Origin of the sequence: Glaciecola petra (genome assembly GCF_031846345.1) — a bacterium.
Lineage (GTDB): Bacteria > Pseudomonadota > Gammaproteobacteria > Enterobacterales > Alteromonadaceae > Glaciecola > Glaciecola petra.
In genome coordinates this window covers 548,203-568,436 of sequence record NZ_JAVRHX010000001.1, presented here as the reverse complement: position 1 = coordinate 568,436, position 20,234 = coordinate 548,203, and the positions used below count along the sequence as shown (strand labels likewise).

Annotated in this window: 16 protein-coding genes; 2 read left to right on the top strand and 14 right to left on the bottom strand. The window is 40.0% G+C overall.

Going from position 1 to position 20,234, the window contains the following annotated elements; genetic code table 11:
- Positions 1-165 precede the first annotated feature (165 nt).
- On the top strand, positions 166-399 hold the full coding sequence (locus tag RM552_RS02505; RefSeq protein WP_311367217.1) for a hypothetical protein: 234 nt from the start codon (positions 166-168) through the stop codon (positions 397-399).
- A gap of 62 nt (positions 400-461) precedes the next feature.
- Here RM552_RS02505 and RM552_RS02500 read toward each other — a convergent pair whose 3' ends face one another.
- Positions 462-2,429 carry a monovalent cation:proton antiporter family protein gene (locus RM552_RS02500; RefSeq protein WP_311367216.1) on the bottom strand — a complete coding sequence of 656 codons (1,968 nt, stop codon included), beginning with the start codon at positions 2,427-2,429 and terminating at the stop codon, positions 462-464.
- Positions 2,430-2,795: 366 nt separating this feature from the next.
- Here RM552_RS02500 and RM552_RS02495 point away from each other — a divergent pair, with 366 nt between their 5' ends.
- Positions 2,796-3,698: a GGDEF domain-containing protein gene (locus tag RM552_RS02495; protein ID WP_311367215.1), complete on the top strand. Its 903-nt coding sequence runs from the start codon at positions 2,796-2,798 to the stop codon at positions 3,696-3,698.
- A 20-nt stretch (positions 3,699-3,718) separates the two neighbouring features.
- On the opposite strand, the gene tilS is transcribed toward RM552_RS02495, so the two are convergent.
- From tilS to uppS, 13 genes are all read right to left on the bottom strand, one after another.
- On the bottom strand, positions 3,719-5,185 hold the full coding sequence (gene tilS / locus RM552_RS02490; RefSeq protein ID WP_311367214.1) for a tRNA lysidine(34) synthetase TilS: 1,467 nt from the start codon (positions 5,183-5,185) through the stop codon (positions 3,719-3,721).
- Between the two features lie 23 nt (positions 5,186-5,208).
- Complete coding sequence (accA, locus tag RM552_RS02485; protein ID WP_311367213.1) at positions 5,209-6,165, bottom strand: acetyl-CoA carboxylase carboxyl transferase subunit alpha; 957 nt, start codon at positions 6,163-6,165, stop codon at positions 5,209-5,211.
- A 27-nt stretch (positions 6,166-6,192) separates the two neighbouring features.
- Positions 6,193-9,657, bottom strand: coding sequence for a DNA polymerase III subunit alpha (gene dnaE, locus RM552_RS02480; RefSeq protein WP_311367212.1), 3,465 nt, complete (start codon positions 9,655-9,657; stop codon positions 6,193-6,195).
- Between the two features lie 52 nt (positions 9,658-9,709).
- Entirely contained in the window at positions 9,710-10,282 is a 573-nt protein-coding gene (gene rnhB / locus RM552_RS02475; RefSeq protein ID WP_311368258.1) for a ribonuclease HII, read from the bottom strand.
- Positions 10,278-11,444, bottom strand: a complete 1,167-nt coding sequence (gene lpxB, locus RM552_RS02470) for a lipid-A-disaccharide synthase (RefSeq protein WP_311367211.1) — start codon at positions 11,442-11,444, stop codon at positions 10,278-10,280. The genes rnhB and lpxB overlap by 5 nt, the downstream gene beginning before the upstream one ends.
- 7 nt (positions 11,445-11,451) lie before the next feature.
- Positions 11,452-12,222 (bottom strand): acyl-ACP--UDP-N-acetylglucosamine O-acyltransferase, encoded by a 771-nt coding sequence (gene lpxA / locus RM552_RS02465; RefSeq protein WP_311367210.1) that lies wholly within the window; start codon positions 12,220-12,222, stop codon positions 11,452-11,454.
- Position 12,223: 1 nt separating this feature from the next.
- Positions 12,224-12,670: a 3-hydroxyacyl-ACP dehydratase FabZ gene (gene fabZ / locus RM552_RS02460; RefSeq protein WP_311367209.1), complete on the bottom strand. Its 447-nt coding sequence runs from the start codon at positions 12,668-12,670 to the stop codon at positions 12,224-12,226.
- A gap of 187 nt (positions 12,671-12,857) precedes the next feature.
- Complete coding sequence (locus RM552_RS02455) at positions 12,858-13,373, bottom strand: OmpH/Skp family outer membrane protein (RefSeq protein ID WP_311367208.1); 516 nt, start codon at positions 13,371-13,373, stop codon at positions 12,858-12,860.
- 93 nt (positions 13,374-13,466) lie between these two features.
- Entirely contained in the window at positions 13,467-15,956 is a 2,490-nt protein-coding gene (bamA, locus tag RM552_RS02450) for an outer membrane protein assembly factor BamA (RefSeq protein ID WP_311367207.1), read from the bottom strand.
- A 42-nt stretch (positions 15,957-15,998) separates the two neighbouring features.
- Positions 15,999-17,363, bottom strand: coding sequence for an RIP metalloprotease RseP (rseP, locus tag RM552_RS02445; protein WP_311367206.1), 1,365 nt, complete (start codon positions 17,361-17,363; stop codon positions 15,999-16,001).
- Positions 17,357-18,568, bottom strand: coding sequence for a 1-deoxy-D-xylulose-5-phosphate reductoisomerase (gene ispC / locus RM552_RS02440; RefSeq protein ID WP_311367205.1), 1,212 nt, complete (start codon positions 18,566-18,568; stop codon positions 17,357-17,359). The genes rseP and ispC overlap by 7 nt, the downstream gene beginning before the upstream one ends.
- A gap of 9 nt (positions 18,569-18,577) precedes the next feature.
- Positions 18,578-19,450, bottom strand: coding sequence for a phosphatidate cytidylyltransferase (locus RM552_RS02435; RefSeq protein WP_311367204.1), 873 nt, complete (start codon positions 19,448-19,450; stop codon positions 18,578-18,580).
- Positions 19,443-20,168 carry a polyprenyl diphosphate synthase gene (uppS, locus tag RM552_RS02430; protein ID WP_432277189.1) on the bottom strand — a complete coding sequence of 242 codons (726 nt, stop codon included), beginning with the start codon at positions 20,166-20,168 and terminating at the stop codon, positions 19,443-19,445. Before uppS ends, RM552_RS02435 begins: the two co-directional genes overlap by 8 nt.
- Between the last annotated feature and the right edge of the window lie 66 nt (positions 20,169-20,234).

Below are 20,234 nucleotides of genomic sequence, written 5' to 3'. Positions count from 1 at the left end.
TTCAATAGCTTATCAATTTTTAATATTTGGCAACCTATTTGCAGTCTACATTTATAATGTAACGCGTTTATCCGTTATACTTAGGTTGTTAATTGTAACATGCTAATAGACCTAAGCTTAAACAAGCTTTAATATAAAGCGTTAAAAAATAAAAGGGGTATAGACATGGACATAACCGCAATTGCAATAGTCGGCATTATTGGGGCAACAGTGGTCAGTTTAACAAAGCACTTTAGCGCAAACAGAGTGCCTAAAGCTGCCAATGACCAGATGACAATAGAGTACGAAAAAATGCAAAAAGACTTACTAACAATGTCAAAACGGCTCGAAGTACTCGAAAAAATTGTGACTGATGAAAAATACAATTTGAATAAAGAGTTCGAAGCTCTTAAAGACTAAGCGCTCACTCAAAAGACTTCTAAATGCAATAAAAAGAATTCAATTTTTGCGAATAGAAGCAATTACCCGCCATCTAACAAAAACTTTTCGATCCTTTCCATACGGCGAGGTTTTGCCGTAATTATAACAACATCCTGTGCTTCAATCACAATATCTAAGGCAGGGTTTTCATACTCTTTACCTTGTCGGCGCAAGGCAATTACTTTTACTTTTTTACGTAATAAATTAAGTTCTTCAAGAGAACGTCCTACTGCATAGGCATTTTCACTCATCACAATAGCATGCATAAATTCGAGTTTATCCGTAGTTTCGTATGTGATCTCGGTTGTTTCTCCGGGGAAAAAGCCATGCATATGTTGATATTTTTCTTTACGTTCACTTCGGATTCTTTTTAATATTCGAGACATTGGAACGCCCGAATAATGGAGTACCTGAGAAATTAACATCAAAGAGCCTTCTTGTACTTCTGGAACCACTTGTTTTGCCCCAGCATCATACAAATCTTGCATATCGTAGTCTTTGCGTGTGCGAACGATTAACGTAACATCTTCGTTAATATGTTTAATAGTATTAATAACTTTCAGCGCTTTTTCGTGCTCATCGAAGGTCACTATCGCTAATTTTGCTTGGCTTATATTGGCGCTTTTTAAAATATCTTTTTGGCTAACGTCGCCATAAATAATAGCTTCACCTGCAGTACGGCTTTGTTCTACACGTATAGGATCGCTGTCGATTACAATGTATGGCAAGGCCTCCAACTTGAGCATTCTGGCCATTGATTGCCCTACTCGCCCAAACCCTAAAATAACAACATGGTCTTGTAACTTCGAGACTACCTGTGCTTGCGCTTGGAGCTTTTCATGAAGTTTATTTCCGCTTAGTCTAGCAGCAAACCCACCGCTGTTGCCTATCAACCAAGGTGTTATGCCCATGCTGATAAGTGCAATGCAAACCAAAACTGATGAATCCAAATCGCTAATGAGCCCATTTTCTAATGCTAGTGCTAAAATAATAAAACTAAATTCACCCATCTGCGCCAATTTAAAACCGGCAGCCCAACCATCTTCGGCAGTAGTATTCGCTAAACGACTGGCAATCATCACCGTAGCAGTTTTTACAGCGACCAACACAATTAACCCAAAGACAATAAGATACCAATGTGACAACAAAACCGATATTTCTAGCTTCATACCAACAGTAATAAAAAATAATCCCATCAAAATATCACGAAATGGTCTTATATCTGCTTCTAGTTGATGTCGATATTGTGATTCAGATAGCATCATCCCCGCCAAAAATGCGCCTAAAGCCATGGACAAACCAAACATATAGGTGGCACCGGCAGCCAATAGAACAATCAGTATTGTGCACAGTACAAAAAGCTCTTCTGTTTTTGTTTTGGCAATTTCGTTAAATACGCGTGGCAAAACCCATTTACCAATAGCAAGTAATATCGCTACGATAAATATACCTTTAAGCAAAGATATAAAAATTGCAATACCAATGCTTTGTTCGGTAGCCACAGCCAACAAAGGAATAATGATGAGAAGCGGCACAACCGCTAAATCTTGAAATAAAAGAATGCTAACAGCTAATTGCGATCGTTGAGTATTTAATTTTCCTTGCTCATCAATGGTTTTAATCACTATTGCGGTCGACGAGAGCGCTATAGATGCACCAATAATAATGGACGCCGTTAATGACAAATTAAATAAACCGCCCATTGCGGCAAATATCAAGGTAGTGACGACCATTTGTATAAGGCCAACACCAAAAACCAATCGCCGCATTGCCAACATACGAGCCAAGCTAAATTCTAAACCCAAAGTAAACAGCAAAAATACTATCCCAACCTCTGCTGCCAAATGCATGTCTTCGGGTTGTGTATAAAGTTTGAATATTTCTGGCCCTACAACCACACCCGCAAATAAATACGCTAATATTGGAGGTAGTTTAATCCGTTTAAAAAGCCACACCAGTATCACGGCAATGGCCATTAACGAAATAATGTTAACGAAGGTATTATCCAAATAGTACTCGCATGTCGTGTATCAGTGACCCATTACCTAGCCTTGGCATTAAATTTGCAAACCAAACTCTGCATGGTTTTTTAAAACCGATAGGACCTTTAGTTAGGACTTGATTTAATCGTTCTTGTCAGCATCGCTACTGTAAGTTGATGACAGTGCTAAGCCTCAGTATATCGGCAGTTTAGCACAAAACAAACGAACGAATGAGTAAGACTTTACGCTAAACTAACGATATTAGTACGGATACTGACGGTTATTTGACACCTTGCAAAATATGGCGTTATTTGTTGATAACTCTCAACATCAAGCGAGTAATAGCGTTAATTAATTTGATTCAGCTAATCACCAACTTTATGGAGTATAGTGATGGATATGAGTACTGTCGGCATAGAAACAAAAAACGTTCATGACAACAAAACACTCATCGAAAAAAGCAATGTTTTGACCATTGCTGAGTCCGCTAAATTTATGCGGGCAATGCTTTCTTCTATTGATTTGAAAGAATTAATAAACGAGTACTTTGCTTTTCTTAATATGAAATTACCCTGTAATAGTTTGAATCTAAGTTTTGCTGAAAAGTTATTACAAGCAGGAAAAAATAAAGCAAATAGTCGCAAGCTAAAAATCTCCATTTATTATGGACACCCTTTTGGGACCCCACAGCATGCGCAGCTAGCTTATTCTTTCGAAAAAGTCTTGACCCCTATTCAACGCGCACTTCTATCCGAAATGCATAGTATATTTGCGATGAGTTTACGTCATGCTCTAGAATATTTTAGAATTAGCCAACTGGCAACCAAAGATATGTTGACAGGTTTGGGAAACCGTAGCCAATACGATGAAACCATCGGCAAGCTAATTAGTATAAGTAACAGAAATGACGAAATTTTTGGTTTACTCGTGTTTGATCTGGATAATTTCAAGTTGGTAAATGACCGTTTTGGTCATCAAGAAGGTGACGACGTATTGATTGCCTTTGCAAGAATACTCGAAAGTAATTTACGAGATTCGGATTATGCTTTTCGATTTGGTGGCGATGAATTTTGTTGTTTACTTATCGATAGCGACGCCACAGCAAACAAAATGGTCGCTGACCGCATTAACAATTCTATATTGAAGCATCCATTATTTTTGCAACACGGTGTATCTAGTAGTGTTGGAGCAACATCTTTTATTAAATCCGATAATGCTAGAAGCCTATTTGAAAGAGCTGACAGTGCCTTGATAGAAGCCAAAAGAGCAGGTAAAAATTTATATATAGCAGCTTAATGACTTCATAAGCGCCTTATTTACTTAGAAAAAACAACCTTAGCATAAATTGGTTTAACAATTTCAGACTTAGACCACTTTACTTTGTCTTCTATAATCACCATGTAAGCTTGGGTGCCTGAGGAAATCACGATCACTTTTTGCCGCTGCATAGGCGAGACTCCCCACTCTTGATACCAATTTTTTAGCGCTTTAGTAGGTCTATTTTCGAAGGGTTTAAACTTGAGATTACTAGCCCCAAAGCTCCAAGTTAAGCTTTCTTGTGGCAGTAAATAAACGCTATCTTTATGTTGAGTTTTATCTGAGACTTGCTCTAACCTTATTTTATTTGTTATTACAATTGCACCTGTTTGATCGAAAACTAGTTCTCTTGGCTTGTCAGTAATATACGACGGAATATTTTCTTCACTGGTGTTATTTGGGATGGCACTCAGTACAAGCTGCTCCTGAAAGCGTTCAACGGCATAATCCTCAACACGAATATGAGCCGACGCAGTTGTTGATTTAAGACACAAGCCTAATATCGCTTCTAATTGCTTTAAGGATGGTGCTGTCTGTAAAAATGATGACAACCAAAACCGTAAAAAACTACGTTGAGTCGGCACAGAAAGTTTATTAAAAGACGCTATATCTATCCGATTTTGACCTTGACATATCGTTGGAGCAAGGCTAAGCATATATTCACCTATAACAGTATCTGCGTCAGCACATAACCGTGCGCTCCTGCTTAATGTGGTTGTGAATTGCGGCCATTTTTGCGTAATAAAAGGCATAACATTTTTACGTAAATAATTACGATCAAAGCTGTCATCATCATTCGATTCATCTTCAATCCATGCGAGATTTTCATGTGTTGCAAAACTAAAAAGCTGCTCACGAGTAAAATTTAATAACGGTCTCACAAATTGGGTATCATGACGTTCAAAGTGACTTGCCATGGCTGCTAAACCTTTCACACCAGCCCCTCTCTTGAGTTGCAAAAAAAATGTTTCTGCTTGATCATCTTTATGCTGTGCAAGCGCAACACATATTTTTTGTTGACACTTTTCTGAGTCACTTCTGCTATTGTGGAGTCTGGCAATTACATCACTAAGCGCTTGATAGCGCATTTTTCTGGCAATCGCCTCTAGGCTTTGTCGAGGCTTTCTTTCTATATTTACTGCTTGCGAGGCAAATTCAATCTTGTATTGCTTGCATTTATCCGCACAAAAGTCTTGCCACGAATCGGCGTTTTGACTTAATTTATGATTAATATAAATAGCACTTAAATTAAAGCTTTTCGTCTGATATGTCGTTTGTAAAATACTTAACAGATGCAATAGTACGCTTGAATCCATGCCACCAGAAAGTGCAACACAAACATGAACGTGTGTTAAGTCAAATTCATTGTTATCAAGGTCTGCTGCAAAGGGCAAATCAAGCGATAAAGCCAATTCTTTGAGTAGTTCAGCTTTTAACTTAAGTTGTGCTGATGCACTTAGGTTCATTGTTAGCCACTTTTAATTATCCTTTAGCAATAACCAAAAGACATCAAACGCTCATAACGCTCTTGCATAAGGGTCTGATTATTTAAAGACTGCAACTGAGCCAACTGTTGTTTTATCGTCGCTTTTAAATTCGCAGCCATACTTTTATGATCACGATGAGCGCCACCCAGTGGCTCATCTACGATCGTGTTAATCAGTCCGAGATCGCGTATTTGAGGTGCGGTTACCCCCATTGCGTCTGCTGCGACAGGCGCTTTTTCAGCGCTTTTCCATAATATCGACGCGCAACCCTCAGGTGATATCACTGAATAAGTTGAATATTGCAGCATATTGACTCTATCGCCAACACCAATTGCCAACGCGCCACCAGAGCCACCCTCTCCGATTACCGTGCAGATGATAGGGACTTTTAGTTCCGCCATTTCTTTTAAATTAGTTGCAATGGCTTCACTTTGTCCCCGCTCCTCTGCACCCACACCCGGATATGCACCTGGTGTGTCTATAAAGGTTAATATTGGAAGATTAAATCGTTGCGCCATTTTCATTAACCGTAAAGCTTTGCGATAGCCTTCTGGTTTAGGCATACCAAAATTACGTTTAATTTTTTCTTGAGTATCGCGGCCTTTTTGATGTCCAATGATCATCACTGGTACGTCATCTAACTTAGCGAGACCACCAATAATTGCTTTGTCATCAGCATAAGCTCGATCACCGGCAAGTTCATCAAAATCTGTGAAAATATTGTCAATATAATCTTGCGTATATGGACGCATTGGATGTCGCGCCACTTGGGAAATTTGCCACGCGCCTAAACCTGCAAATATTTTACGGGTTAGCTCGGCATTTTTTTCGCGTAATTTAGTGATTTCTTCTTCTATACCGACATCAAAGTCACCACCTTGATTAACAATACGAAGTTCTTCTATTTTGGCTTCCAGTTCGGCAATTGGTTGCTCGAAATCAAGAAATTGTAAGCCCATTATAATGTATCCATTTTGTAAATTAGTTTAATTAAACGACATGTTCACGCATTTGTCACCCAACATATGCGTTAATTGCGTTAAAAGGTCATCCTCTAGTCTAACATACCAGCTAGCGCCTGCCGCCATTTCAAGTGCGGTATCAGGATGTTCTATCAATAAATGAAGCGGACACGAACCGCCTTTGTATTCGTGCAGTATATCTTGCAATTTAGCCACTGACGACACGGTACAATCTTTAGATGCTAAGTTTAGGCTGAGTTTTTTAACAAAGCGATTTCTTGCATCAGAAAGTGTCATGACTTCTTTAATGTTCATTGTAGTGCTTTCGTTATACCGATCAAAGCTGACCTGTCCCTTTATCCATATAAGATTATCGGTACTTAAGAGCGCTTCGTATTGCTCAAAAGCATCTGGACTAACGCGCATTTCCATACGCGCTGACTTGTCATCAAGCGTGACTAGCGCCCAACGTCTACCCTGCTTATTTGTTAATACTCTTATTGCATATATCAAGCCAGCAGTCCGTGTAAAAACATCTCGTTGTGTTGGCATTAAATCTTTTACTGTGCAGTCAATATAATTTTTACATTCTTGAATGTATTGACTCATTGGGTGACCAGTTAAATATAGTCCTAGCGTTTCTTTCTCGCCATCTAACCATACTCGTTCGGGCCACGGAGGAACTTGTTTAAAACTATGCTCAGTTTGCGCTTGGGTAAAATCTTCCATGCCAAATAAATCAGCTTGTCCCGCTGCTGCCGCCTTTGCATTTTGCACTGCCGCATCTAATGCATCTTTGAGGCTTGCCATTAAAGCAGCTCTATGGGGACCAAGCTTATCCATGGCGCCAGATAAAATCAGTTTTTCAAGCACACGTTTATTGATTTTCTTTAGATCAACTTTTGCACAAAAATCAAAAAGGTCAATAAACTCACCTTCATTCTTGCGCGCTGCAATGATTGCATCGACAGGCCCCTCGCCAACGCCTTTTATTGCGCCAATTCCGTATACAATTTCACCATTCTTATTGACCGTAAATTTATAGGCACCGCTATTTAAATCAGGTGGTAGCACAGTTAATTGCATATTTGCACACTCGTCAATAAGTGTCACTACTTTGTCGGTGTTATCCATATCTGCAGACAAAACGGCAGCCATAAATTCAGCAGGATAATGTACCTTTAACCACAATGTTTGATAAGACACCAACGCATATGCAGCAGAATGTGATTTGTTAAAACCATACCCTGCAAACTTCTCTACCAAGTCGAATATCTTCATCGCCAAGTCAGGATCAATATTATTGTCTATTGCGCCCTGCTTGAAAAATGAACGTTGTTTTTCCATTTCTTCAAGCTTCTTTTTGCCCATGGCGCGGCGCAATAAATCAGCGCCCCCTAGCGAGTACCCCGACATTACTTGTGCTATCTGCATAACTTGTTCTTGATACAATATTATGCCGTATGTCGGTTCTAAAATTTCTTGCAAACACTCATGTTGATATTTCTCATCAGGAAATGAAACCGCTTCTCGCCCATGTTTTCTGTCAATAAAGTTATCAACCATACCCGACTGTAAAGGCCCTGGCCTAAATAGTGCTACCAAGGCAATAATTTCCTCGAACACATCGGGCTGCAGGCGCTTTATCAAGTCCTTCATACCACGAGATTCAAGCTGGAAAACGGCGGTTGTTTCTGCTTGCTTTAAATAATTGAACGAACGTTGGTCTTCTAAAGGAATACTCGTGATATCAATTTCAATCCCTTGTACTTCCTTAATCATGTCAATCGCCCACTGGATAATAGTGAGTGTGCGCAAACCCAAAAAATCAAACTTTACTAAGCCTGCGGTTTCAACGTCATTCTTGTCAAATTGCGTTACCGGGTTTGCTCCAGTATCGTCGCAATAAAGAGGCGCAAAATCAGTGATTGTAGTAGGCGATATAACTACGCCACCCGCATGCTTGCCAGCATTTCGAGTTACTCCCTCTAGAATTCTGGCCATATCAACGAGTTCTTTTACTTCTTCATCTTGTTGATAAATCTCTGGAAGACGCGGTTCAACTTCAAATGCTTTTGCCAGCGTCATGCCGGGGTCACCCGGAATCATTTTAGATATTTTATCGACAAAGCCGTAAGGGTGGCCCATTACTCTACCTACATCCCGAATTACCGCTTTTGCAGCCATGGTACCAAAAGTAATAATTTGCGAAACCGCGTCCCGACCGTAAATATCTGCGACATGGTCAATGACTTCATCGCGCCTATCCATACAAAAATCAATATCAAAGTCGGGCATAGATACGCGCTCAGGGTTTAAAAAGCGCTCAAATAATAAATCAAACTCTAGAGGATCTAAGTCAGTAATATCTAGCGCATAGGCAACTAAAGAACCTGCGCCAGAGCCTCGGCCTGGACCGACTGGAATGTTGTTGTCTTTACTCCACTGAATAAACTCCATAACAATCAAAAAGTAACCCGGAAAACCCATTTGGTTAATTACTTTTAATTCAATTGCTAGACGCTCATCATATTCAGCTCGCTTTGCTTGACGCTCTTGTTGGTCAGGAAAAATTTGCAGTAAGCGCCGCTCTAAACCTTTTTCTGATTGATCGACTAAAAATTCTTCTACCGTCATTTCTCCCGTAGGAAAATTAGGTAAAAAGTATTTCCCAAGGGTTAATTCGACGTTACATCGTTTAGCTATTTCAACCGAGTTTTCTATCGCTTGAGGAATGTCATCGAACAAAGCCAGCATTTCATCTGCGCTTCGTAAATATTGCTGTTCGGTGTGTTTTTTTACTCGCCGTGTATCATCAAGCGTGTATCCTTCGCTGATGCATACTCTAACCTCATGAGCTTCAAAGTCTTCTGCACTTAAAAAACGGACGTTATTGGTCGCCACCACCGGTAAATCGTACTGAGCGGCAAGCTCAACAGCTTTTTCAATATAAAAATTTTGACCACCTTGGCCTGTTCGCTGCAATTCTATGTAATAACGGTCTGGAAAATAGGTTTTATAAAATTCAAGAATTTGTCCAATTTGCTCAGTTTTATGTGATGAAATGGCTGTTCCTAAATCACCCTCTAGTGCACCTGACAACACAATGACACCGGCATTGTACTTTGCTAAAAGTGCTTGGTTAACAACTACTTTGTATTGCACATGACCACGTAAATAAGCATCAGATATCATATTTGTGATATTTTTATAACCTTGCTCATCCATGGCCAATACACAAATTTGTACAATTTCGTCTTCAAGAACCTCACTTTCTAACCAAATATCACAGCCTATTATAGGTTTGATATTTTTGTTTTTGGCTGACGAATAAAACTTGACTAAGCCACACATGTTCATGAGATCAGTTAACGCAATAGCCTCGTATTCTAGAGCTAAACTGGCATCAAGGATCGGATTGATTTTATTCAAACCGTCTTGCATTGAAAAATCACTATGTACACGCAAATGAACGAATTGCTTTGTCACGTAGACAGGTACTCCAAGTTTATAAGTGAAGGACTCACATTTATAAGATATTCTACCCTTTTGTGGCGGCGACTTGAACTGGTTTAAAACTCATTCTGTGTTCAGCAATCGGCCCATGTAGTGCCAAGGCTTCGAAATGTTGTTTTGTGGGGTACCCTTTATGCTTTGCAAACCCATATTCTGGATGTTTTTGATCAAGCTCATACATCTCTTTGTCGCGTGTCACTTTGGCTAAAATAGATGCAGCTGAAATTTCGGCATGCTTGAGATCACCTTTTACTACGGCTTCACTTTTATATTGCCATTTAGGGCATCGATTGCCGTCAACTCTCACCAAATCAGGTTGAATTTTTAAACCTTGTACAGCTCTTTGCATCGCTAGCATAGTCGCGTGCAAAATATTTAGTTCATCGATTTCACGAGGACTCGCACGTCCAATGCAGTAAGCTAATGCTTTAGCCTTAATATCAATTAGCAAAGCTTCGCGTTTTTTTGCGCTTAGTTTTTTCGAATCGGTTAAACCATTGATTGTTTGCTCAGGATCTAAAATAACAGCGGCGGTCACCACGTCACCAACAAGGGGCCCTCGTCCAACTTCATCAACGCCAGCGACCAAACAGTTAATCATCGTGGTTTTGACTCTCGCCAATAAGGGATAAGATAGCCTTAGATGATTCAACATCAGCACTTTTGGCCAGACTATTATGAATGGCAGTATAGTCTAGCAACAAGTCTTCTCGCTCTTCAGACATGACTTGTTCGAGGTGATGAGCCAAATTATCGGGATTGACTTGTTCTTGCAAAAACTCAGGTACTAAGGATTTATTAGCTAATATGTTTGGTAGCGCAAAGTAAGCTGGTTTATACAAACGTTTCATCATCATATAAGTTAAGCCAGACATTTTATAAGCAACCACCATAGGGCTTTTACACAACATCGCCTCTAATGCCGCTGTGCCCGAAGCAAGTAAAACCAAATCGCTGGCCATCATCACTTCTCGAGCAGGACGACGAGAAATAATATAGTCAGTTAATTCTGGATAATTATCTTTCAACATTTCCTTAATTTGCTCTTCGCGTTCGAGATTAACCGCAGGAATGATGATCCTCATATTTGGATGTTTTTGTTTTAAAAGCTGATATGTATCTATAAAAACATTAAGTAAGGCATCAATTTCACGTTTTCGAGAGCCCGGTAATAATGCCAAATACAAATTGTCTGCCCTCAGCTGCAATGCATCTTTTGCTGCAATTTTATCTATTTCGATAGGGATACTGTCGGCCATAGTATGGCCAACAAATTTAAAGGGAATATTATATTTTGCATAAATTTCATTTTCGAAAGGAAATACACCTAAGACTAAATTGGTAGCCTTAGCAATTTTATGTATTCGTTTCTCGCGCCACGCCCATACCGTTGGGCTAACATAATGTACCGTCGGTATCCCTACGGCCTTTAGTTTTTTTTCTACTGTGAGATTAAAATCAGGTGCATCTACACCAATAAAGACATCGGGCGGACTATTAATAAAGTGACGTATGACTGTTTTACGAATATGCATCAAACGAGGTAAGTGCTTTAAAACCTCCACTAAGCCCATGACAGAAAGTTCATTCATATCAAATAGACTGTTCATACCCATATCGATAAGTTGTTGTGAGCCAATACCTTCAACGACTGCGTCGGGGTAGCGCTGGAGAATTTCTTTAAGCATGCCTTGCGCTAATATAGCGCCAGATGTTTCACCAACAACAAGCCCTATTCTCAGTGGCTTCTTTATATTCATGGTGAATTTATCTAGCAATTCCGCGATTGGCCGAAGACAAAAACTCTACCATCACCCGTAATTCAGTTTGTGTGTCGCTTAGTTTTTCCAATATTTCTGTCGCTTCTTCCAAAGTATGTCCTTGACGGTATATGACTTTATAAGCATTTTTTACGTTACGAATTTGTTCCGGACTAAAACCCCTGCGTTTTAACCCTTCACTATTTGTACCTTGGGGTACGTTTTTCATGCCGCTGAACATCACATAAGGAGGAATATCACGAAGCACGATCGCTCCACCTCCGGTGAACGCATGCGAGCCAATATGACAAAATTGATGAACCGCTGTCATGCCGCCCAAAATAACAAAATCACCAATATGGACGTGGCCTGCAACAGTAGCATTATTTGCTAAAATATTGTCATCACCAACCATGCAATCATGCGCTAAATGAGTATTGACCATGCACAAATTGCGGTTACCAATTTTAGTCAAGCATTGATCTTGTATGGTTCCTCTGTGGATAGTGCAAGACTCTCTAAATACATTATCATTGCCAATTTCTAGAAAGGTTTCTTCACCAGCATACTTTTTATCTTGGCAATCTTCACCAATTGAACAAAATTGAAAAAATTCATTATTATTACCAATTTTGGTATGTCCCTTCACCACTACATGGCTTAAGAATTTGCAATCATCACCAATTTCTACGTTGTCGCCAATGTAACAAAACGGACCTATATGCACATTGTTGCCAATTACGGCGTTTTCAGACACGACTGAACTTGGATGGATCATTTTAGTAATCTCTCATAGCACACATAAATTCAGAAACACACACGTCTTTACCATCTACCGATGCGATACCTTCAAACTTCCAAATGCCACGGCGTTCTTTCAAGAGCCTAACCGCAATTTCAAGTTTATCACCCGGCACAACAGGCGCTTTAAAGCGAGCTTTATCGATACCTGCATATAAGTATAGTTGGTCGCTGTTGCCCATGGTTTTAAAACCTAATATACCCGCTGCTTGGGCCATTGCTTCTAAAATCATGACGCCGGGAAATATTGGTTCACCAGGGAAATGCCCTAAAAAGCACTGCTCATTTATCGTGATGTTTTTATACCCATGAATAGACTGTCCTAGCTCGTAGTCAGTAATTCTATCGACCAATAAAAAGGGGTATCTGTGGGGTAACAAAGACATTATTTCTTTGATTTCAATTGTGTTTAACGAGTTAGCCAATTATTTCTCCTACAAAAACGACTAGCACATTGTGGCTAATCAGGCACTCTTCAGTATTTTCGCTTTGTATAATAAGGGTTTAGTCGCCTAAAACAAATCAGACCAACAAAAGTTGGTCTGATTTAAACATCAATTTGAGTGGCAATGCCGAACAAGGCATTCGCGCCAAGTTCTCACCCTTGATTAATTAATTAGCTTTGCTTACTCGGTCTAGTACTTCTTGAGTAATATTGAATTCTTCACCAGCAAAAGGTACTGCTGTAGCATTTAATATTAAGTCATATTTACCACTATCCGCAATAGCTTGTATTGCTTGGCCGATAAGTCCTAATAATTTATCACGCTCTTCTTGTGAACGTCGTTGCATATTTTGTTGCAGAGGCTGACCTTTTTGTTGTAATTGCTGGCCAATATCATTGATTTGCGCTTGTAATTCTTTGATTTGTGCTTCGCTCATTGTAGCTTCTTCGCGTTGCAATTTTTCTACTAAAAAATTACCGTCTGCACGTAAACGCTGAACTTCCTGCATTTGGTCAGCAAACTCAGCATTGATGTTTTGTTCAATGGTTGCCACTTGTGGCAAATTAGCCAATACCGCTTGAACGTTAACCACACCGATTTTTTGTTCAGCATTTGCTGCTGTTGACATCGTTGCTACTGTAAACAAAACAGCTAATGACAACACTCTAATTAAACTTTTCAATGTAAAACTCCTTTAGGTTTTAATAATTTTTGTAATTTAAACAACAAACCTTGTTAAATTCGTGCAAAAAACTTTTTGTGTATTATACCTTGCTTAGAAGGTTGATCCAATGTTGAATGTAAAGAATCTTGCATCATCTCCCGGTCTTTCTTTCAGGGCTCTAGAGAAACTAAACACCATTGGTCCCATGGGTGAAATCCATTGCACAGACACACCCGCTGACGCACGGTACAATTTCCAATCACTATAATCCAATAATTCGTCGCTACTGCTGACCAAATTAAGGGTACGGTATAAATCGTAGTTAAATTCTGTATCCCAAACATTACCTACGTCAGTGAAAATACTAGTCCGTACTGAATTATCAAATTCTTCATCAACAAAAGGGGTAGGCACAATAAGCTCTAAGCCACCCAACGCCATAGCATTACCACCCAAACTTCTTTGTGATAACGCAATTTGATCGTTCTCTGGGTTTTGGAAAATAGGCACGCCATTTGGCGTAGTCGCAATCACTGAACTTTGACGAACAACACCTCTTGGACCAACCGTGTTATTTTCGAAACCACGCAAGGTATCAGCACCGCCAGCCGTAAAGTTATCGGTAAACGGTAAAATTTGTTCTACTCCGTTTTTGTCTCCGTAACCATTACCGTAACCAAGGCGGAGTCTTGCCAATACTGACCAACGTTGGTTTCTCGTCAATGGGAAATACCATTTGGTATCTGCAACAAATTTAAAGTAGTTAACATCTGAGTTAGGCGTGGTAACACTGAAAGATGCACGCTGTGTCGAGCCAGCAGTTGGGAATAAACCTCTATTTAAGGTGTTACGAGTCCACGATACTGAAGCCAAAAAACTATCATATTCAATGGCGGCATCGGGGTCGTTTGGATTGAGAAACTGGTCATAAAACCGCGCTGTTTGTACATAACGAGTATTATCACGCTGTAACTCTACATTTGAGTAGGTTAAGCCAAAACTAATTCGGTTAACCTCGTTTATAGGATAACCAAGATTGCCGCCCACAGACCAACGCTTAGTATTAAAATCAATGACGTTAAAGCTTGCACCGTCAAATTCACTATAACCAATGCTACCACCTAAACTAATGCCATCAATCGTAAAATATGGGTCCAAGTATGTAATTTGAGCACTACGTTGGTAAGAAACCGTATTTAAGCTTACGCCGACTCGTTTACCTGTGCCCAAAAAGTTATCTTGCTGTATACCGGCTTGTAAACTTAACTTTGTCGCATCGCCATACCCAATCCCTGCATTAAATGAACCTGCTGGCTGCTCTTTTACAGTGAATTCAACATCAACCTTGTCGTCTTCATTAGGTAAGCGAATGGTTTCAAATTCAACTTCTTCCATGTAGGTCAAACGAGATAACTGCGCTTTTGAAGTTTCAAGTGATTGATTGGCTAACCAACTACCTTCCATTTGCACAACGTTTTGCCTCAATACATCATCAGAAGTAATAGTGTTACCTTTAAACGCGATCCGGCGCACATAAATTCGTTTGCCCGGGTCAACCGACAAGGTAAGTTTAACCGTTTTCTCTTCTTCGTTTATATCAGGAATAGTGGTTACTGTTGGATAAGCGTAACCAAAACGACCTAAATAATTAGAGATAAACTCTTCCGTGTAAGTCACTGTCGCCTGATTGTATATTTGCCCCGTTCTTATCGGTAAGATAGTGCTGATAAAATCTTCAAAGCCTAGCAAATCTCCGGCAAGTTCGACATCTGAGACCTCGTAGATTTCGCCCTCTTTTACGTTCATGGTAACGTAAATACCATCTTTTTCAGGTGACATAGAGACTTGGGTTGATTCTATTGCAAATTGCAAATACCCGCGGTCTTTATAATAACTTTCAATGGTTTCCATATCGCCAGACAAGGTCTGTTGCTGGTATCTTGTTTCTGACAGGAAATCCCACCATGGCGTATTAAATTTAAGCTCCATTTGCTTAAACAATTCTTCGTCTTCAAATATTTGGTTACCTACAATATTGATTTGACGTATTTTAGCCGCATCCCCTTCTTCAAATAAGAGCTTCACGTCTACACGATTTCGCGGCAGAGGGGTAACTATCGCAGTCACATCAGCATTATATTTACCAATACTATAGAAAAAGTCTTTTAAACCGTTTTCGATCGAAGTGATAACGGTACGATCAAGTGGTTCACCAATTCTAATATTAGAATTATCTAAACTTTCTTGAAGTTGTTCGTCTTTTATATCGTCATTACCTTCAAATACGATATTACTGATGGTTGGCCTTTCAGACACTTTAACCACCAAGACATTGCCGTCACGGAATATTTCAACACGCTCAAAGTGAGTCGAAGAATATAGTGACCGAATAAGTTGCGATACCCTAAATTGATTTAAGGTGTCACCTCGCTGCACAGGGAGGTAAGTTAACGCGGCGCCAAGAGCAACCCTTTGCAAACCCTCAACACGGATGTCTTCGACAACAAAGTCATTCGCACTTTGTGACCACGATGTTTGTGGCCAAAGTACACAGGAGCACGCCAGCAATATGGCTGCAAAAATTAGTTTTTTACACTTCATCAACTATTAAAATTCCAAGATTTTGCATGTCAGAGATTATTCTTATGTATTTCGTAGGATGTCATTAAAAATAGCAGTACCCATGACCAAAATTAAGATCACACCACCAATTTTAAACCCTACTTCCTGAACTGCCTCTGACACCGGCTTTCCAGTTATCCACTCTACGGTGAAGTACAACAAATGCCCGCCATCTAAGATGGGTAATGGCAAAAGATTAATGATACCAAGATTTACGCTAATAAGCGCTAAAAATCCTAGAAAAGCTACTAATCCATAACTTGCATGATTTCCAGCTCCTTGAGCAATAGAAATCGGTCCGCTCAAACTCTTCATAGACAAGTCGCCAGTAACTAACTTACCCAACATTTGGGTAGTCTTTACCATCAAGCGCCAAGTCCCTTCTGTGCCTTTTATTAACGCGTCTATCGGGCCAAGCTTTGTCTTAACTATATATTCACTTGGCCACTCTTCGCGCAAAGGAACCACACCCATATAACCTTTATTAGGGTCATCTGGCTTCGTTCCAAGCAAAAGACTAATCTCAATGTTTTCAGCTGAGCCGTTCTCATTTAGCCTAATAACCTCAAGCTCTACAGCTTGTGAGGGTCTTTGTTCAATGTACCCGACTATTTGTCTCCAATTTGTCATCAAGGTTCCATCTATTTTTATTATTTCATCACCAACCTGGATATTTGCTGCTCCTGCAGGCCCATCTTTAGGTACTAAAGCTAAAGTATTGGTGATGGGTGGCGAGAAAGGTATAAACCCTAAGTCAGCAAACAAGTCGCTTGACTTTGGGTCAATTTTCCAACCATTAATAGGTAATATTTTTTCTTCCGTATACCCTTTTTGGCCTTTAACTAGCACTCGAATTTCGTCTTCACCGGTGTGAGTCGCCATTTCTAAGCTAACATCGCGCCAGTTATCAACTTCATTTCCGGCCACCGCTTTTATTTCGTCTCTTACCGAAAGCCCTGCTTTTTCAGCGTAAGAATCGGGGATTATTTCACCAACAATGGTTTTTGCTGATTGCGAACCAAGCAAGCCGACCATCATTAGCGCAAAAATTGCGAATAAAAAGTTAACAATAGGGCCGGCTGACACGATAGCCATGCGCTGTAAAACAGGTTTATGGTCAAACGACACATCAAACTCTTCTGGCCTCAGAGTATCGACACGACCATCCAGCATTCTGACATATCCACCTAAAGGTATAGCAGCAATAACAAACTCCATGCCAGATGATGTTATGCGTTGGTAAATAGGTTTTCCAAACCCAATAGAAAAGCGCAGTACCTTAACATGACATAACTTTGCGACGTAATAATGGCCCCACTCATGAACGGCCACTAATATACTTAGGGCCAACACAAAAGAAAAAACATTCCAAATAATGTCTAACACTTACATACCTCTTTAAGGACTTGTGCCGCAGTTAAACGACTCGTATGGTCGTGATCAATAATACTGTCTATACATGTAAGCTTAGTATGACACTGCTTTTCGAGTGTTTGCTCATTTATTTGAGTAATTTGTGTAAATGTAATGTGCCCACCAAGGAAAGCCTCTACTGCAATTTCATTGGCTGCATTTAACGCGGTGGTTGCCGCTTGCCCTTCCTTGCATGCTTCTATTGCAAGATATAAATTTGGATATCGCTGCGGGTCAGGTTTGCTAAACGAAAAGTCAGATAATTGATTAAAGTCTAAAGTTTTCACACCCGCATCGATTCGCCTTGGAAAACCTAATCCATAGGCAATCGGCGTACGCATATCTGGGTTGCCTAACTGCGCAATAACCGAACCATCAATATATTGAACCATTGAGTGAATAGTGCTTTGTGGATGCAAGACCACTTGAATATCTTTTTCGTCAAATCCAAACAACCATTTTGCTTCAATAAACTCGAGTCCTTTATTCATCATAGAAGCCGAATCTACCGAAATCTTTTTACCCATATCCCAATTTGGATGAGCACATGCTTGTTCTGGCGTAATTGCTTCAAAATCTGATAAAGACAACTCTCTGAATGGCCCGCCACTTCCTGTTAACAACAAATGTGCAATACCTGATGCGGTTTTATCGCCATATGTAAAATCACTGGGTAAGCATTGGAAAATAGCATTATGCTCACTGTCGATAGGAATCAGTTGCGCATTGAATTTATTAACATTGTTAATAAAAAGCTCACCAGACATTACTAACGCTTCTTTATTTGCAAGCAACACCTTTTTCCCTGCGGTCACCGCTGCCATTGTAGGTAATAATCCAGCCGCACCCACAATGGCTGACATCACAATATTGACTTCAGAGTCGGCAGAAACATCAATCAATGCCTGGGGACCAAAAAGTAATTCAGTATTTGACTGTGTATCTTTCAGAAATTCCTTAAGCACATTTACAGCTTGTTCAGTTTCAAGCACTGCATACTTAGGTTTGAATTTAATGACTTGTTCGGCGAGTAATGCAATCTGGCTGCGCCCGGTTAAGGCAAACACTTCAAACATATCAGGGTGGCGCGACAATACATCCAATGTATTGACCCCTATCGAGCCGGTAGCACCAAGCACGGTGATAAGTTGTTTTTTCTGGCTCTGGTTTGAATGCATCTTAATTACTTATGCCATCCAAACTACGTAACAAAAAGCAAACACAGGAAAAGCGGCTGTAAGACTATCAATCCTATCCATGACACCACCGTGACCGGGTAAGATTTTACCACTATCTTTAATGCCTGCGCATCGTTTAATCATACTTTCATTTAGGTCGCCCAAAGCAGAGACCCCAACGGTTATGCCACCAATAAGTAAATGAAGCCAAATTAAAGAAGGATCTGTCGAAAAGTGCAAAGCAGCAAACGCTATAATAGCAAATGACGCCATTACCCCACCAAACAAACCTTCTAAGGTTTTACCTGGCGAAACATTGGGTCGCAGCTTATGTTTACCAAACTTAACGCCTACAAAAAATGCACCAATATCAGCGGCCCATACAATTCCAAGCACGTAAAATAGGAGACTAGCGCCATAGTAATCGACTTCTACAAGACTCGTTCTTAAAGTAACCAACGCTACCCATGTTGGGATTAACGTTAACACGCCAAAGCAAGCTCGTATACTGCGGCTATTTTTCCAAAAATGACTGTATTTAGGATAGGCAATAATCATAAATAATGAAAACAACCACCACAGCACAGAAATTTGCAAAATAAAGAAGTAAATGCCGTTGAGCTCTTCGCCCTGTAGCCAAATGCTCTCTGTGTCGACAAGTACAATTAAAATGGCAATTAAAACTGCGATAAAAAGTGTAAACCAACCTTTAAATAATCGTCCGGATATCCCCGACATATTCGCCCATTCATATGCCCCAAGCAGTATAACTGCGGCAACAAAATACCTAAATTGTTCTGCAGGTAAAAATAAAATGGCTGCGATCGCTATGGGAGCTAAAACAACAGCAGTTAATACACGTTGAGTAAGAGAACTAATCATGAGAATCTTTTGACATAATTTGTGCACCCGTTTGGCCAAAACGACGTTGTCGATTTGAGAAGTCTTTTATCGCTAATGTAAACACGTCTTCGTCGAAATCAGGCCACAAAACGTCTGTAAAATAAAATTCAGCATAGGCGCATTGCCATAATAAAAAATTACTCACTCGATGGTCGCCACCCGTTCTGATCAATAAATCGAGTTCGGGCAAGCCAGCTGTACTGATATGAGCATCAATTACTTTCTCATTAATTTCATCTAGCCCAAGTTCACCCGATTTCACCTTTCCTGCAACCGATTTCGTTGCCTGTAAGATATCCCATCGTCCGCCATAATTTGCCGCCACGTTGAGGGTGAGGGATTTATTGTTTTCAGTCAAGCTTTCAGCATCAACAATTTTGTTACGTAATTTAGTATCAAAGGCTGAAACGTCGCCTATAACCTTCAATTTAATATCATTTTTATGCAGTTTTTTAACTTCTGATTTCAGCACAAAACTAAACAACTGCATTAACACATTCACTTCTTCAATTGGACGCTGCCAATTCTCACTACTAAAAGCAAACAAAGTGAGCGACTCGACCCCTAACTTGCGGGCTGTTGAAACTGCAGAACGCACAGCGTCAAGTGCAGATTTATGCCCAAATGTGCGGAGCTTACCCCTTTGTTGTGCCCAACGACCGTTACCATCCATAATAATACCCACGTGATGTGGAATATTATCAAGCTCAGGATTTTCATCCTGAGAATGATTGTCACGGTGCTTGTTGCGGTGATTATTGCT

Excerpts from the sequence above, each read along its gene's own strand:
- RM552_RS02435 (WP_311367204.1), bottom strand. The coding sequence starts at position 19,450 with ATGATTAGTTCTCTTACTCAACGTGTATTAACTGCTGTTGTTTTAGCT.
- bamA (WP_311367207.1), bottom strand. The coding sequence starts at position 15,956 with ATGAAGTGTAAAAAACTAATTTTTGCAGCCATATTGCTGGCGTGCTCC.
- ispC (WP_311367205.1), bottom strand. The coding sequence starts at position 18,568 with ATGCATTCAAACCAGAGCCAGAAAAAACAACTTATCACCGTGCTTGGT.
- RM552_RS02495 (WP_311367215.1), top strand. The coding sequence starts at position 2,796 with ATGGATATGAGTACTGTCGGCATAGAAACAAAAAACGTTCATGACAAC.
- lpxB (WP_311367211.1), bottom strand. The coding sequence starts at position 11,444 with ATGAATATAAAGAAGCCACTGAGAATAGGGCTTGTTGTTGGTGAAACA.
- accA (WP_311367213.1), bottom strand. The coding sequence starts at position 6,165 with ATGGGCTTACAATTTCTTGATTTCGAGCAACCAATTGCCGAACTGGAA.
- RM552_RS02505 (WP_311367217.1), top strand. The coding sequence starts at position 166 with ATGGACATAACCGCAATTGCAATAGTCGGCATTATTGGGGCAACAGTG.
- tilS (WP_311367214.1), bottom strand. The coding sequence starts at position 5,185 with ATGAACCTAAGTGCATCAGCACAACTTAAGTTAAAAGCTGAACTACTC.
- lpxA (WP_311367210.1), bottom strand. The coding sequence starts at position 12,222 with ATGATCCATCCAAGTTCAGTCGTGTCTGAAAACGCCGTAATTGGCAAC.